Genomic DNA, 14,655 nt, shown 5'->3' on the forward strand with positions numbered 1-14,655 from the left:
GTTCTGAAGAAGGCCATGGATATAACGCTTATGATCAGATTTCTCAAGAGCTTACGCCACCTGGCCTGGGCTTTCATCCTGACTGTAACAACAGCAGCCATGGCTCAGGAGGGTGAGGAAGCCTTGTCAGACGACCGTGACTGGACCCGTATAGTGCGGACATCGCCCTATTGGGTCAGCCAGGGAGTGTTCGAAAACATTCTGACTATCCGGCGCTGGGTACTGAAGGAGTCCGGCTACTGTACAAGCGCTGACCGACACATCATATTCGACATGCGTGGCCAGTTTCTGGCCTGGATCAGTGACGGAAATAACCGCGAGGCCACCCAGCACCTCCTCAATAAAACCCGGAGGTCTTTACACGACAAGGGCCGCGTGGACACCTGGGTGCCGGGCGATGCAGGCCAAACGGGCTACCCCTTCGCCCTTTCCTGTGACCAGCCCCACGTGAACATCGATGAGGCCGTTGCCCGCTACCTCGGCACTCTGCCCGGCGACCGGATCTGGGGCGCCTGGGATGACCTGTCCTTTGCCACCAGTGGGCAGCCGGGCGCGCTTCATGATGCACTGATTTACGTTTCAGAGTACCGCAACAGCCAGAACCGCCTCTCTCTGCCCGAAGCCCTGCCCCTATATCTTGCCGGCCAGATTCTGATCGAGAGCGGGGCGCAGGCCCGGGCCCATTCCCGGGCTGATGCCCGAGGCATACTGCAGTTGTCTCCCGCTGCCCTCGGCGACTGCGAGATCGCGTCGGAAAACACCTGGCACCGGCTGGCCCAGATTGATTGCGCCCTGCGCCTGATGAACCAGAACGCCCGCAATCTTGAACCGGTATTTCAGCAACGTTTTGGCCATCTGCCCGACAGCAAAAGGAACCGGCTGTTCAGCCTCTTGCTGATACAGGCCTATCATGGCGGCGTTGGACGGGTTCAGGCTTTGCTCGAAGACCCTGTTCTGTCAAAGCCGGCAGAGTACTTTGCCGCCAACCACGAACGATTTACCGCCGGTGACATTGCGTTCGGTCTGATCTTCCACAATCTGGGCCGCGACAGACTGGGGCTGGCCTCGCTGTACTATGTTGCCGATGTCCAGCTGGCCACCGAAGCGCTGTGCCGCACGCCGCGCCTGAAACCAACGGAATTCTGTGAATGGAAGTAGCTTTTATTCCCGACTACCTGATGCCCGAAAGCCTCAGCCTTCCCGTCGCGGTTTTCCTGCTTGCCAGCTCCACCATCACCTCCATGATTACGGCCAGTCTGGGCGCCGGTGGAGGCGTGCTGTTATTGGTGTTGATGGCCACCTGGATGCCGCCGGCGGCGATTATTCCAGTACACGGCATGATTCAGCTGGGCTCCAATGTCGGCCGGGCCGCACTGACCTGGCGCCATGTGGACTGGCGGGTCATTGCCGCCTTCGCACCAGGCGTTCTCATCGGCGCGGCCCTGGGCGCCTGGCTACTGGTTAACCTCCCGGCCCATATCTGGCAGCTGACCATCGCCCTGTTCGTCCTTTATCTCTGCTGGGGCCCGGCTCTGCCCAAGGGCGCTTTCGGAGCACCCGGGGTTTTTCTGGCCTCGGCACTGACCAGCTTCGTGAGCCTGTTCGTGGGCGCCACCGGGCCCCTGGTCGCCGCATTTATCAAACAGATTCATGCCGATCGGTTTAAAACCGTTGCCACCTTTGCTACTGCCATGACGTTACAGCATGCGCCCAAGGCGCTGGTGTTTGGAATGGCCGGGTTTGTATTTCTGGAATGGCTGCCGTTCATACTCGCGATGATTGCCTGCGGGTTTGCCGGCACCTGGCTCGGACTGCATGTGCTTAACTCCCTGAGCAATCGCAGGTTCAGCCTGATCTTCAACATCGTGCTGACAGCCCTTGCCGTTCGCCTGCTTTGGCAGGCAAGCGTCTCATCCGGCTGGTGGTGACGGCACCACCACAACCGCATTACGGCCGCGGGACTTGGCGAGATAGCAACCCTCGTCGGCCCGGGCCAGAGCCTCCCTGGGGCCGTTGTCATCTGGCGCCAGCTCGGTCAGACCGATACAGGTGGTAACTCCAAACGACCGACCGTCCTGCTCTATGCGGAGGGCTTCAACATTCGCCCGTATCTTCTCGGCCAGCGCCTCGGCTCTGGCAAGTCCACAGGCTGGCAGAATAATGCCAAATTCATCACCACCAAGCCTCGCTACCGTATCGGACTGGCGAACGGACTCCTTCAGCAGGTCCGCGAGCCGGCGCAACAGGTCATCACCCAGCAGGTGCCCACCTTCATCGTTTACCGGTTTGAAGTGATCCAGATCGATCAGCATCAGCACGGAGCGCACCTCCTGGCGGCCGGCCTCGCCCAGACATTTTATCAGGGAGGCACTGAATGCCCGGCGGTTAAGCAACTGGGTAAGGCTGTCGTGGGTTGCTTCCCAGGAGAGCCGCTCCTCTTCGCGGCGGCGATCACTGTCGTCACGCAGCACAAAGACCAGGCGTTCATCCTCGCGGCCCCTGCGGATGTGGAGCATGGTCAGATCGATATCGAAGGAGTCACCCGCCGTGTTCTCGAGCGTTACGTAGACACTGTCCAGGTCCTCGCCGTCGAGGAACTCCTGAGGTGTCAGATTCCGCTCCTCGGCATTGATGGTTATCAACTGGAAAAAGTTGCGCAACACGCACTCGCCTTCCACGCCGAGAAAACGGCAGGCCGCATCGTTGGCGTAACGGATTACGCCTTCGGTATCGACCATCAGAACCCCTTCCTGAAGCACTCCGAGGATGGTCTCGGCCCGCTGCTGTTCATCACGCAGCGCCTCCTCCACCTCCAGCTCATGGGAGATGTCCCTGACGACGGTAATGGTACCCAGTGCTTTCTCAGGCGTTTCAATGGCCGCGGTCATCACATCTCCCCAGATCAGCCGGCCAGGCTCCCGTGATTCCAGCCGGAACCGGCCACGGAATACGGCCTGATTCCTGGTCGCCTGCCTCCAGCCGGCAATGGCAGCACCACGGTCTGCCTCGTGAACCCTCGCCGAGAGGTAGGTTTGAGTAAGTTCCTCGGAAGGCCGTCCGATAATGGCCTCAAAGGCCGGGTTGGCAAACTCGATACGGCCCAGAACGTCGGCCTGCACAATGCCGATGGGTGCACTCCGGGTGAGGGAGCGGAAAAAGGCTTCTCGCTCTGCCAACGACATCAGCACTTCATCCCGTTCATCCATGACGGTATTGAAGATCTCCGCGACCTGACGGATCTCAGTTCCCCCGGAAACATCAACCGGATCCGACCTCATCCCGAGATGGCGCTCACGAATCTGATCGCCCAGCACCTTCAACGGCGCCATCAGCCGCCGGAAACGCCACAGGGCGAGGGGCGCAATCATCAGGATCACCACCAGCAGGATCCAGATAAAGGTATCGATAGTGCGGGTTATCGGGGCGTAAGCCTCCCGCGACGGCCAGACCGCAGCCACGAACCAGGGTACCTGGGTCATTTGCTGCACCGACATGATTGTAGTCTCACCCTCACCATTTCGGGTTTGCAGCGTGCCCTCAAAACCTTCCATCGCATCCCGCAGAACCGGGTTAGCAACCCGAACCGGCGCCATCGCACCGACGCCATTGCCATGAGCCACCGTCACCCCGCTGCGGGTAGCGACTCCGAGGTAGCCGGTTCTGCCAATCTGCAGGTTAATGAACTTTTCCATGAAATTTTCGCCGTCCAGCTGAACCGCTCCGCCAATCATTCCGATAAAACGCTGGCGATGGTCAAAGACCGGCGCTGCCACCATCACGGCGGGTTTGTCCTGATAATTGGAAATGTAGGGTTCGCTGATCACCGGTGTCAGCGTAGAGGAGATCCGCCGGAAGTATTCCCGACCACTGACATCCAGGCCGGTCTGGCGGAAGGATTCCGGGTGCTCCGCCAGAACCTCGCCTTTAGCATCAATAAGGTAGACAGCATCAAAAAGATGCTGCAGTGCGGTTTGCCGCCGGATCAATAGTCGAGCCCGGGAATCCAATGCCTGGGTAGACATGGTGAGATTTTGAGCGACATGATTCAGGGCGTTCAGCCGTAGCGCAAGCTTTTCATCAAGTTCACCCGCCACCAGTGCAGCAATGGTCTCCAGCTGGCTGCGAGCCTGTTGCTCAAGCTCTGACCGGCTGAGCAGGAAACCGGCAACTGTGACCAACAGGGTCGAAACGATGATCACACCGACCACCAGGGCAACTGCCCGGTTCGCCAGACTGCCAAACCAACGCTTGATCAACACAACAAACGCACTCCCGGTTGGGCCAAACGACCAGTAATGACCTGTACCTCCATTCTGATGGTGTGCTTTTGATTCTTATTACTTACTGAATTCTACCAGAGGCGATTTCAATGTCAGGTTACGCTCTTGTAAATTAGATGATAATTGTTATTATTTAGATCTACTTTCAACACAACTGAGAATCATACCATGACCGATATCAGCTTACCCGCTGGCAACGGCCTGCTAGGCCAACTGACCGATATGGGCGGGCCTGTGATGGTTGTACTTTTGGTTCTTGCCCTAATCGGGATCGTCACGTTTGTTTATCTGATGCTTCTGGGAACACTTTACGCACCCAGATTGCCGGGCAAACTTAAAAAAACCGTAACCAGCTGGCAACAGAATCCCGGCGGCGTATCTCCGGATACCGTTCGCAGGGAAGCTGGTCGTTGGGGCAGGCTGAACCCGCTGCTGCATCTGGTTACTGATACCATGGATGCGTTGAAAAACCGGCAGGATGACCGCCAGATTCGTGAAACAGCGGCCCGCGATGCGCAGCAGGCACTTGAGCCGTTCGAGGCGCCCCTTAAAATCATTGAGGTGATTGCCGCCCTGGCACCCTTACTGGGCTTGTTGGGGACCGTTCTGGGCATGATGGAGGCATTTAGTGCCATGGCCGCCACCGAAGGACGCGCCAACGCCACCCAGTTGAGTGGGGGTATTTACGAAGCCCTGACAACCACCGCCGCCGGCCTGGTAGTCGCCATTCCCTTTGCCGCATTGGCGGCCTGGGTGGAGTTCCGTTTACGCCGCATTCACAAAATCATCAACAGCACGCTGGTGTCGACCCTTAATGTGGCTGGTTGAACCAAGGGCCAGCCGCCGGATTCCAATCCGCATCACGCCTCTGATCGACGTGGTCTTCATTCTTCTGGTGTTCTTTATGCTCACCAGCCGGCTGCTGCCGGTAGACCACCTGGAGCTGGCCAACAACACTTCGAGCAGAAGCCCGGTCCCTGGCGAACCGCTTCCGGAACTGACCGTGACGGCCAACGGCCAGGTACAGTGGCAGGATCTCACCCTGCCGCTGGGGGATCTTCTCCCGGAGCTGATCGCTGCCGGTATAACCGAAGTCAACCTGGGCACCAGGGCGGACACCAGCCTCGGGGCATTTACCCGGACACTCAGCGAACTTGCAGCCCGCGGCATCGATGTTCACTGGAAGCGGAGTAGCGCCAAGACACCATGACCAACCTGGTTCCACCTCCCTTTACTTCCGGTAAGTCACTGATGGAGCGAGTGGAAGACGCGCTTCTCCCGCTCATCAATCTGGTGTTCCTGCTGCTGATGTTTTTCATTGTCGCCGGTCAGATTTCCGACGAGCCGTTGCCCGAGCTCCCTGCAACCTCGCAGACCCGGGAGCAACAACCACCCCTTGCAGACCTGACCGTGGATGCCGAAGGCAACTGGTTAATCGGCGAAGAGACTCTCAACAAGAGATCCCTTATCGCCCGTCTGCCAGCGCCCGATCAACAGCAACCGCTGAGAATAGCCGCGGCAGAAAACATCGCCATGGCGGATCTGGAGGCCCTGTTCGGGGTACTGGAACAAGGTGGATACACCGACATTCTGCTGCTGACGGAGCCGGGTGGATGAACGGGCAGTCCCGCCTTTCACGGTTTGTTCTGCTGATCCTGGCGTGTGCCATCACGGTTGCGGCCCTGGTGATGGCCGCGCCGAGGGAAACCGTGGAGCTCAACACCCTTGGCGATTCAGCCATCAACACCGCTCCGGCCATCCGCATCAAACTTGCCAGCGACCAGCCGCCTGAACCGGAAGCTGTCCCTGCTCCTGAACCCGCGTCGGCAGCCATAGCAGAGCCAGAGCCAGAGCCAGAGCCAGAGCCAGAGCCAGAGCCAGAGNNCCAGAGCCAGAGCCAGAGCCAGAGCCAGAGCCAGAAATTGTGGCGGAGACAGCGGTGCCGGAGTCAATCCCCGTGCCGCCCGAGTCCAGCCAGCCTGAAACAGAGACCCAAAAGGCCACCTCACAATCAGCGGAAGCTGAGTTCGCTGAAACCGATGTCCAGGCCACCGTTACGCTGCAAAACGCAGGCGAACGTGCCGCGGTGGACAATTACCTGAGCCGACTCAGCCGTCACCTTGCCCGTTTTTACGAGTACCCTCGACGGGCCAGAAGACTCGGACAGGAAGGCACTCCGGTGATCGTCTTTGAGTTCCGGCGAGACGGAACACTGGTAGCTGACAGCGTGAAAACCGGTTCGGGCCATGAACTTCTGGATGAGGCGGCTCTGGCCATGCTGAGGCAGTCAGCCCCCCTGCCTGAAGTGCCCGGGGAGATGGCCGGAAAACGCTTTCGCTATGTCCTTCCCGTGCGCTTCAGCCTTCGCTGATCGGTTCTGGATCTCACTGCTCCAAGGAGTAGCACGGCGCAACAGACACGCACTGATCAGGTGCGCCATATCGGGCCACCCGCATTCTCCGACGTCCGCAACGGCCCTGGCGGCGACTTTAACACTGTTGATTTTAGGGCCATTTCGAAAACCACGAGCACTCTGGCACGGTCTCTGCACCCTCAGAAACAACGGAGTCAAATTCGGTTCCGTTCAAAGCGACAGATTCATTCAGACGACGGCGTCTACTTGCACCTGCAGATTGCAGGCAGCAGGCAGCGCCGTTTTTTTGTGGCCAGTCCACCGGGTTGGTTATCAGGTCAAGGTCAGAGGAACACACTATGTCTTACATCGTGCCTTCGGAATTCGTCACCAAAATGGTCGACGCGGGCGAATCTAAAATTTACATGTCCACCCGGGACACTCTCATTCGGGCATTCATGGCCGGCGCCATACTGGCACTGGCAGCTGCCTTTGCCATCACCGTCGCGGTCCAGACCGGCGTGTTTCTGATCGGTGCCATTCTGTTCCCTATCGGGTTCTGCATGCTGTACCTGATGGGATTTGATCTGCTGACGGGCGTGTTCATGCTGACGCCGCTGGCACTGCTCGACAAACGGCCCGGCGTTACCGTGCAGGGTGTCCTGCGCAACTGGGGCTGGGTGTTTCTTGGCAACCTGGGTGGCGCCCTGACCGTCGCCTTCATGATGGCGTTCGTATTCACTTACGGTTTCAGTACGGATCCCGGCGCGGTTGGCGCCAAGATCGCCAGCGTCGGCGAAGCCCGCACCCTGGGTTATGCGGAGTACGGCGCTGCCGGCTGGGCCACCATCTTTATCCGCGGCATGCTGTGCAACTGGATGGTGTCCATGGGGGTGGTTGGCGCCATGATCTCGACCAACGTCAGCGGCAAGATCCTGGCCATGTGGATGCCAATCATGCTGTTCTTCTTCATGGGCTTTGAGCACTCCATCGTCAACATGTTCCTGTTCCCGTCTGCTCTCATCATGGGTGGCGAGTTCTCGGTGATGGACTACCTGTGGTGGAATGAAATCCCGACGGTGCTTGGTAACCTGGTCGGCGGCATTGCGTTTACTGGTCTGACCCTTTACACCACCCACGTGCGCACCGCGCCGAAGCGCAATGCTACTGCAGCCTTCAACGACACCGCGCTGGCCCGGTCCAACTAAGCCAGACACTCCCGCAACTCCGGCTGCCGCACCCGCCGGAGTTGCCTTTCATTTCACGGCGGAAATCCTGTCTGACGATGGCCACCTCCCTCTCTGTCTCCTCCGGCCAGCATACTGAGGCCGGCAAAAAGCCGGTGAACCAGGATTTCCACGGCTTGCTGGTACCGGACAACCATCAGTTGTTGACCAAAGGCATTGCAGTGGCCATCGCCGATGGTGTCAGCTCCAGCAACGTCAGCCAGATCGCCAGCGAATCGGCGGTCGCCGGCTTTTTCAGTGATTATTTTTCAACGCCGGACAGCTGGTCCGTCAAACAGTCTGTCCAACGGGTGTTGCGGGCGACGAATGCCTGGCTCTATGCCCAGACCAGGCAAAGCCAGTACCGCTATGACCGGGACCGGGGCTACGTCTGTACCTTGAGCGTGATGGTGCTCAAATCCGCCACCGCCCACATCTTTCATGTCGGTGATGCCCGCATTTACCGGGTTCACCCCGGACAGCTGGAGCGACTCACCAACGATCACCGGCTCTGGCTATCCCAGGAAAACAGCTGCCTGACCCGCGCCATGGGCATCGGGGATCAGCTGGACATTGATTACCAGAGCCTGCCGATACAGCCGGGCGACACCTTCCTGCTGGCCACAGACGGCATCCATGAGCACATTGATGAGCGCCGAATGGCGGCCATCATCCGGGAATCCGGAGACGATCTCGACGCCGCTGCCCGCCGCCTGTCAGCCACCGCCCTGGAGCACGGCAGCAGTGACAACCTGACCGCGCAGATTATCCGGATTGACTCGGTACCTTCCTCGCGCGAGAACAGCGAGCTGTTCCAACATCTGGCCAACCTGCCGTTCGCCCCGGAACTCCAACCCGGGCAGACCCTGGACGGCTACCGGATTCAGCGACAGCTTCATGCCAGCAGCCGCAGCCACGTATACCTGGCCGTGGACGAAGCTACCGAAGCTTCCGTGGTGCTTAAGCTGCCATCCATGGACCAGCGGCATGATCCGGTGTATCTGGAGCAGTTTTTCATGGAGCAGTGGATTGCCCGGCGGCTTAACAGCCCTCATGTGGTGCGCCCGTTTGCGCCGGACCGGCAACCCGGATATCTGTACCTGGCAACCGAATTTGTCGCCGGCTGCACGCTCCGACAATGGCTGCTGGATAACCCCGCCCCGGACCTCGAAACCGTGCGCAAACTGGTGGAGCAGATTGCCAGAGGCCTCCGTGCCTTCCACCGGCTGGAAATGGTGCATCAGGACCTGAAACCGGAGAACGTACTGGTGGATACCCACGGTACCGTTACCCTGATCGATTTCGGCGCCACCCGGGTCGCCGGTCTGCAGGAATCGGACACCGCAGACGAGCAGCCCGGCCCGCGCGGCGCTGCCCTGTTCAGCGCCCCGGAAACCTTTCTTGGAGATCCCGGAAGCCCCGCGGCTGACCAGTTTTCCCTCGGAGTGATTACCTACCAGTTGCTTACCGGCCAACTACCCTACGGGGCCGAGGTTCCAAAGCTGCATAAGCGGAGCCAGCTGCGCCGGCTCACTTATCAACCTGCCGGGCTGTTCCGGGAGGATGTGCCCGGCTGGGTTGATGACGCTATCGAAAAAGCGGTTCACCCCCAGGCTCACAAACGCTACCCGGCACTCTCGGAGTATCTGTATGACCTCCGCCACCCCGGCAGGGACTGGCAGGGCAGGCAGCGTCCGCCGCTGATTGAGCGACATCCGGTCGCCTTCTGGCAGGGCCTGTCCGCCTTGCTGTTACTGGCCCTGCTTGCTTCCCTGGCCTTCGATTAGAACCGCCACTGCCGGCCACTGTTGCTTTTACCCAACCCTGCCAACGGGTATCATCGCCACAGTCCTTCCGTTCACTGTGCGACAAATGGATACCAACGACATATTCCAACTCGGCCAACTGATGTGCTCGGTGACCCGGGACTATCTCTGGCAACCCGCTGAAGGCTGGGTCCGCGAGCGATACCCGGGAAGCTCTCTGCGCTGCCGCGTTGGTTCCGGACAAGCCACGTATCACCGCTTTGATCCCCGCGACAGGCAACATCAGATCACTTATGGTGTCCGCATGATTGCCGCCAAGCACCAGCCCGAGTCTGCCATTGGCTGGCTTTCGGCACGGGAAATACTAAAGCGTGGTTACTTCGGCGGGGAAGTCAGTACTCTGAATCTTCTGGCCCATACCTGCTGCCACGAGTTTGCCCACTTGCTCCAGCATAGTGCCGGGCAGCGGTTCCGGGGGTCGGTCCATAACCGGCATTTCTACAGCATTCTGGATGAGTTGCACGAAAGCGGAGCTGCCAAAGCTACTCGGGCTGCGCTCGCCGACCAGGCCCGAGGCCAGGGGCTGGCCTTGCCAGACACCCCCTTTGAGCCGGTCGACACCAGACAGCATCTGGCCCACTGGCAAGTGGGTGATACCGTTAGCTTCGGGGCCGGCCGCCGGGAACTGCAGGGGCAGATCATCCGGGTCAATCGCAAGACTTGCACCGTTGACGGCATCGGGCACTCAAGAGGGGTGCGCTATCGGGTGCCGGTTCAGATGCTAAGCCCACTCGTGCACCGATAACCGGCTTTCGTTACTTCAGGACACCTGCCATTGAAATAAGTGCCCGGGCAACCTCTGGAAGTTTCCTGCCCTGATCCATTGCCAGCTTTCTAAGCAGGCGGTGCGCCTCGTCGTTACTGATCCGACGATGTTCCATCAACCACAAAACTGCCTTCTCCTGAGTTTTCCGGTCTTCAAGAGCTTCCCTGGCACTTTGAAGTTCGTCACTCATCTGCTGCAGACGGCGGCTCTGGTCCTGCACCAGTTCAAAGATGGAGCGGCCAAACTGCTGACTTACACCTCCACTTGAAAATGCAGCGCCCGTGGTGCCCTCAGTTTCGGAATTACAGAGTACCAGCAGTGGCTGAGTCGAGGCCCCTCCGGTTTCAAGCGACGCAATCAGGGTCTCCTGGTGCGCCAGGGAGTTCCGGGCATCAGCAAAACGTTCCGTGCAGCGGGCGTGAAAACAGCCCTCCACTGAATCCTCGACCTGTTTTAGCGCGTCCATACGCTCCGTCATCAGCGTGAACCACTGATCTGCAAGCTCCGGATCCAGATCTTTGAAAGGACCAACAGACGATGCCAGACGCCGCAGCCGTTCAATCTCTCCTTCACGCTCATTGGCACGTACCTCTTGCCAAAGGATGAGGGAATGCTTATCAGCAAAGCTGGCAAACACCTTAAAACAGCGCTCTTGCGCATCAATAAGGTGCATTATGCGTTGTGAAAGTGCACGATCAAACGTGCCGCTCGAAAACCCTGCGGAGCCCACTGCCCGCTCCTGTCCACACAACTCCTTGCCGTTCATCAGATGCACCATGGCAACCAGGAGTCCTGCAATGGTGGGGTCTACAGCCGTATCGGCCGCTTCAAACACAACCGCAATGAGATTTTGAATCAGACAGCTGTAATCCTCGGTCGCCGATTCGGCCGTGATTTTCTGTGCTATCACGCAGCGTCTCAACTCGCTCAAGCCATCAAGGCTATGCAGGGCGCTGGCAATCTGGTTCAGCAACCGACTACTTACCGTGTGCCCGGTCAGCTCCTCGTGAATCTCTGCCAGCGCCAGTTCAAACTCACGCCTCAGTCGGTCCGACTCGACTGCCAGGGATTGCCTCTCTTCCACAAATCTTTTACCCGAGGAGCCGAGAAACATGTTGGAAGCCCCCCTTTCCCGCTGCAGGCTATGAACGAGATTGCTGACGCACTGGGTCAGCTTGCCCATTTGCAGGAAATACTGAAGGTTCATCAGTTCACAGGCTTTTGATGCAATCAGGTAATCCCCGGCACTGGGTATATCGGAAACGGAATTGCGTTTGGTATTCATGGATAGCTCCGGGGGACCTGCCCCCTGTGATGCCTTAGTTGGGGACTTAAAAGCAACTGCAGGAAAGCGGAGCAATTACCGGGCCACCCAAAACAGGCGCCAAAGCCGTGCAATCTGCCCCGCTACAGGGCAGGCGATGAAGGTTGCATTCACACGAAAAGCACCCCATTAACCCAACCCATTGATTTTAAACAGACAGAAAACTGGCACGAAGATCGCTTTATTTCTGACAAGGACGAACGTCCCGGCCAAGGATCAGGCCGGACCATCAGATCATTGTTGTTGGCATTGGCGCCGGACCATCGATTTCCCTCGGGAATAGATGCTCCGGTTTTTTTTGTTGTTACGGAGGCAGAAGCGGCATGAGCAAGAAAACCCTGATCGTGATTGGCAATGGCATGGTCGGCCATCACTTCCTGGAACAGTTTACCGCCAGCGCGGCTGCCACCGGCTTCCAGATCATAGTCTTCGGCGAGGAAAAACAGCTGGCCTATGACCGGGTCCACCTGTCGGAGTATTTCGGCGGTTCCACCCATGCGGATCTGGCCATGGGCACACTGGAGTGGTACAGCGAACAGGGCATTCAGCTGCACCTGAACGAGCAGGTGACCGGCATTAACCGCGAAGCTCGCAGGGTGACCACATCTAGAGGCAGTTACCACTATGACAAACTGGTACTGGCTACCGGCTCGTACCCGTTCGTGCCGCCGATCACCGGTAATGATCATCCTCACTGCCTCGTCTACCGCACCCTGGATGACCTGGATGCCATTCGCACCAGCGCCGAAGGCGCCCGCACCGGCGTGGTTGTCGGTGGCGGCCTGCTGGGACTGGAGGCGGCCAATGCCCTCAAGTGCCTGGGGCTGGAGGCTCATGTGGTGGAATTCGCTCCTCGCCTGATGCCGGTTCAGCTCGACACCGACGGCGGCGCCCTGTTGCGTCGCAAAATTGAAGAGTTGGGTGTTCAGGTACATACCGAAAAGGCGACAACGTCCATTGTCGACGGTGAAAGCGCCCGCCTGCGCATGAACTTCAGTGATCAATCCTTCCTGGAGACGGATCTGATTGTCTTCTCCGCCGGGATCCGCCCCCAGGATGCCCTTGCCCGGGCCAGCGGCCTGGAGATTGGTGAGCGTGGTGGTATTGTCATCGATAACCAATGCACCACCTCGGACCCGCATGTGCACGCCATTGGCGAGTGCGCGCTCTGGGAACAGAAGATTTACGGCCTGGTGGCCCCCGGCTACACCATGGCCCGTACCTTGTCCGCCGCCCTGAACGGCGATCGTGAGACGGCCTTCACCGGCGCCGATATGAGCACCAAGCTGAAACTGCTGGGCGTGGATGTCGGTTCCATTGGCGACGCCCACGCCCAGACCCCGGGCGCTCGCAACATCCGCTTCAACGATGAGCAGGCCGGCCACTATCGCCGCATGGTGATCAGTGAAGACGGCAAGACCCTGCTGGGCGCCATTCTGGTGGGAGACAACAGCCACTACGACACCCTTTTGCAATACGCCCTCAACGGCATCACTCTGCCTGAGAATCCGGAAACGCTGATCCTGCCGGAAAGCCAGGGCGGCGTCCCGGCCCTGGGCCCGGATGCCCTGCCGGAAACCGCCTCCATCTGCTCCTGCCACAACGTGACCAAGGGCGATATCTGCGGCGCCATTGATGCCGGCTGTTCGGACCTTGGCAGCGTCAAGGCCGAAACCAGGGCCAGCACCGGCTGCGGGGGTTGCACGGCACTGCTGAAAAACGTGGTGGACAACGAACTTGAGAAGCGCGGCGTGGAAGTGAGCAAGGACCTGTGCGAGCACTTCCCGCACAGCCGCCAGGAACTGTTCCACCTCGTGAAAGTGAATGGCATCCGCACCTTCCGCGCCCTGATCAGCCAGCACGGCAAAGGCCACGGCTGTGATATCTGCAAACCGGCGGTCGCCTCCATTCTGGCCACCTGCTGGAACGAGCACATCCTGGCCACCGACCATGTGCCCCTTCAGGACACCAATGACACCTTCATGGCCAACATGCAGAAAAACGGCACCTACTCCATTGTGCCGCGCATTCCCGGCGGCGAGATCACCCCGGACAAACTGATTGTGCTCGGTCAGGTGGCGAAAGAGTATGACCTGTACACCAAGATCACCGGCGGCCAGCGGGTGGATCTGTTCGGGGCTACCCTGAGCCAGCTGCCGGAGATCTGGGAAAAGCTGATCGCCGCCGGCTTCGAGACCGGCCACGCCTACGGCAAGTCTTTGCGCACGGTGAAGTCCTGCGTCGGCAATACCTGGTGCCGTTACGGTGTGCAGGACAGCGTGGGCATGGCGATTCGCCTGGAGGACCGCTACAAGGGCCTGCGGGCGCCCCACAAGGTGAAGATGGCGGTCTCGGGCTGCACCCGGGAATGCGCGGAGGCCCAGAGCAAGGACTTCGGAGTGATAGCCACCGAAAACGGCTGGAACCTGTATGTCTGCGGCAATGGTGGCATGCGGCCCCGGCACGGGGACCTGTTCGCCACGGATCTGTCCGATGAGGCGCTGATCCGCACCATTGACCGGGTGGTGATGTTTTACGTGCGCACCGCCGACCGGCTGCAGCGCACCAGTGTCTGGATGGAGAACCTGGAGGGTGGTCTGGAGTACCTGAAAGAAGTGGTGCTGGAGGACAGCCTGGGGATTGGTGAGGAGCTGGAGCAGCACATGGAGAATCTGGTAGGCACTTACCAGTGCGAGTGGAAGACGGCAGTGGAGGATCCGGAGAAGCGGAAGCGCTTCCGGGAGTTTGTGAATGCGCCTTCGCAGAGTGATCCGGAGCAGGAGTGGACTATTGAGCGGGGGCAGCGTCGGCCTGCTCTGGAATCTGTGTAGCCTTCCGGTTTTGGTGAAGAGCGAGGCGGCATGGGGTGCTTTTCTTCTG

At 59.3% G+C, this 14,655-nt stretch carries 12 protein-coding genes and 1 pseudogene; 11 read left to right on the top strand and 2 right to left on the bottom strand.

Annotation, left to right across the window (positions count from 1 at the left end; translation table 11 throughout):
* Positions 1 to 30: 30 nt before the first annotated feature.
* The gene (locus CLH62_RS10445; RefSeq protein WP_099618099.1) at positions 31 to 1,158 is read left to right on the top strand and encodes a lysozyme family protein; all 1,128 of its coding nucleotides are present in this window, start codon (positions 31 to 33) and stop codon (positions 1,156 to 1,158) included.
* The gene (locus tag CLH62_RS10450; RefSeq protein ID WP_099618100.1) at positions 1,149 to 1,928 is read left to right on the top strand and encodes a sulfite exporter TauE/SafE family protein; all 780 of its coding nucleotides are present in this window, start codon (positions 1,149 to 1,151) and stop codon (positions 1,926 to 1,928) included. The genes CLH62_RS10445 and CLH62_RS10450 overlap by 10 nt, the downstream gene beginning before the upstream one ends.
* Here CLH62_RS10450 and CLH62_RS10455 read toward each other — a convergent pair.
* The gene (locus CLH62_RS10455; protein ID WP_099618101.1) at positions 1,911 to 4,259 is read right to left on the bottom strand and encodes a sensor domain-containing diguanylate cyclase; all 2,349 of its coding nucleotides are present in this window, start codon (positions 4,257 to 4,259) and stop codon (positions 1,911 to 1,913) included. The two genes, CLH62_RS10450 and CLH62_RS10455, sit on opposite strands and share 18 nt — an antisense overlap.
* Before the next feature lie 189 nt (positions 4,260 to 4,448).
* On the opposite strand from CLH62_RS10455, the gene CLH62_RS10460 reads away from it, so the two are divergent.
* From CLH62_RS10460 to CLH62_RS10490, 8 genes and pseudogenes are all read left to right on the top strand, one after another.
* Entirely contained in the window at positions 4,449 to 5,108 is a 660-nt protein-coding gene (locus CLH62_RS10460; RefSeq protein ID WP_099618102.1) for a MotA/TolQ/ExbB proton channel family protein, read from the top strand.
* A complete protein-coding gene (locus CLH62_RS10465; RefSeq protein WP_099618103.1) occupies positions 5,095 to 5,490 on the top strand; it encodes an ExbD/TolR family protein in 396 nt (131 codons plus the stop codon). Before CLH62_RS10460 ends, CLH62_RS10465 begins: the two co-directional genes overlap by 14 nt.
* On the top strand, positions 5,487 to 5,897 hold the full coding sequence (locus CLH62_RS10470) for an ExbD/TolR family protein (protein ID WP_099618104.1): 411 nt from the start codon (positions 5,487 to 5,489) through the stop codon (positions 5,895 to 5,897). The genes CLH62_RS10465 and CLH62_RS10470 overlap by 4 nt, the downstream gene beginning before the upstream one ends.
* Positions 5,894 to 6,163: pseudogene (locus CLH62_RS21390) on the top strand (energy transducer TonB); the annotation flags it as partial. The gene CLH62_RS10470 and the pseudogene CLH62_RS21390, both read left to right, overlap by 4 nt.
* A gap of 203 nt (positions 6,164 to 6,366) precedes the next feature.
* On the top strand, positions 6,367 to 6,651 hold the full coding sequence (locus tag CLH62_RS21395; protein WP_228152854.1) for an energy transducer TonB: 285 nt from the start codon (positions 6,367 to 6,369) through the stop codon (positions 6,649 to 6,651).
* Positions 6,652 to 6,992: 341 nt separating this feature from the next.
* Entirely contained in the window at positions 6,993 to 7,841 is an 849-nt protein-coding gene (locus CLH62_RS10480; protein ID WP_099618105.1) for a formate/nitrite transporter family protein, read from the top strand.
* A gap of 77 nt (positions 7,842 to 7,918) precedes the next feature.
* A complete protein-coding gene (locus tag CLH62_RS10485; RefSeq protein WP_099618106.1) occupies positions 7,919 to 9,646 on the top strand; it encodes a bifunctional protein-serine/threonine kinase/phosphatase in 1,728 nt (575 codons plus the stop codon).
* 85 nt (positions 9,647 to 9,731) lie between these two features.
* Entirely contained in the window at positions 9,732 to 10,430 is a 699-nt protein-coding gene (locus tag CLH62_RS10490) for a hypothetical protein (protein ID WP_099618107.1), read from the top strand.
* 10 nt (positions 10,431 to 10,440) lie between these two features.
* On the opposite strand, the gene CLH62_RS10495 is transcribed toward CLH62_RS10490, so the two are convergent.
* Positions 10,441 to 11,736 carry a nitrate- and nitrite sensing domain-containing protein gene (locus tag CLH62_RS10495; protein ID WP_099618108.1) on the bottom strand — a complete coding sequence of 432 codons (1,296 nt, stop codon included), beginning with the start codon at positions 11,734 to 11,736 and terminating at the stop codon, positions 10,441 to 10,443.
* Positions 11,737 to 12,098: 362 nt separating this feature from the next.
* Here CLH62_RS10495 and nirB point away from each other — a divergent pair, with 362 nt between their 5' ends.
* Complete coding sequence (gene nirB / locus CLH62_RS10500; protein ID WP_099618109.1) at positions 12,099 to 14,606, top strand: nitrite reductase large subunit NirB; 2,508 nt, start codon at positions 12,099 to 12,101, stop codon at positions 14,604 to 14,606.
* Positions 14,607 to 14,655: the final 49 nt, after the last annotated feature.

The sequence above is a fragment of the Marinobacter guineae genome, assembly GCF_002744735.1.
In the GTDB taxonomy this organism is placed as follows: Bacteria; Pseudomonadota; Gammaproteobacteria; order Pseudomonadales; family Oleiphilaceae; genus Marinobacter; species Marinobacter guineae.

What these genes read in the sequence shown, in the direction of transcription:
- CLH62_RS10445 (WP_099618099.1), top strand. Translation starts at nt 31, where the DNA reads ATGATCAGATTTCTCAAGAGCTTACGCCACCTGGCCTGGGCTTTCATC.
- CLH62_RS10450 (WP_099618100.1), top strand. Translation starts at nt 1,149, where the DNA reads ATGGAAGTAGCTTTTATTCCCGACTACCTGATGCCCGAAAGCCTCAGC.
- CLH62_RS10460 (WP_099618102.1), top strand. Translation starts at nt 4,449, where the DNA reads ATGACCGATATCAGCTTACCCGCTGGCAACGGCCTGCTAGGCCAACTG.
- CLH62_RS10465 (WP_099618103.1), top strand. Translation starts at nt 5,095, where the DNA reads ATGTGGCTGGTTGAACCAAGGGCCAGCCGCCGGATTCCAATCCGCATC.
- CLH62_RS10470 (WP_099618104.1), top strand. Translation starts at nt 5,487, where the DNA reads ATGACCAACCTGGTTCCACCTCCCTTTACTTCCGGTAAGTCACTGATG.
- CLH62_RS10480 (WP_099618105.1), top strand. Translation starts at nt 6,993, where the DNA reads ATGTCTTACATCGTGCCTTCGGAATTCGTCACCAAAATGGTCGACGCG.
- CLH62_RS10485 (WP_099618106.1), top strand. Translation starts at nt 7,919, where the DNA reads ATGGCCACCTCCCTCTCTGTCTCCTCCGGCCAGCATACTGAGGCCGGC.
- CLH62_RS10490 (WP_099618107.1), top strand. Translation starts at nt 9,732, where the DNA reads ATGGATACCAACGACATATTCCAACTCGGCCAACTGATGTGCTCGGTG.
- CLH62_RS10495 (WP_099618108.1), bottom strand. Translation starts at nt 11,736, where the DNA reads ATGAATACCAAACGCAATTCCGTTTCCGATATACCCAGTGCCGGGGAT.
- nirB (WP_099618109.1), top strand. Translation starts at nt 12,099, where the DNA reads ATGAGCAAGAAAACCCTGATCGTGATTGGCAATGGCATGGTCGGCCAT.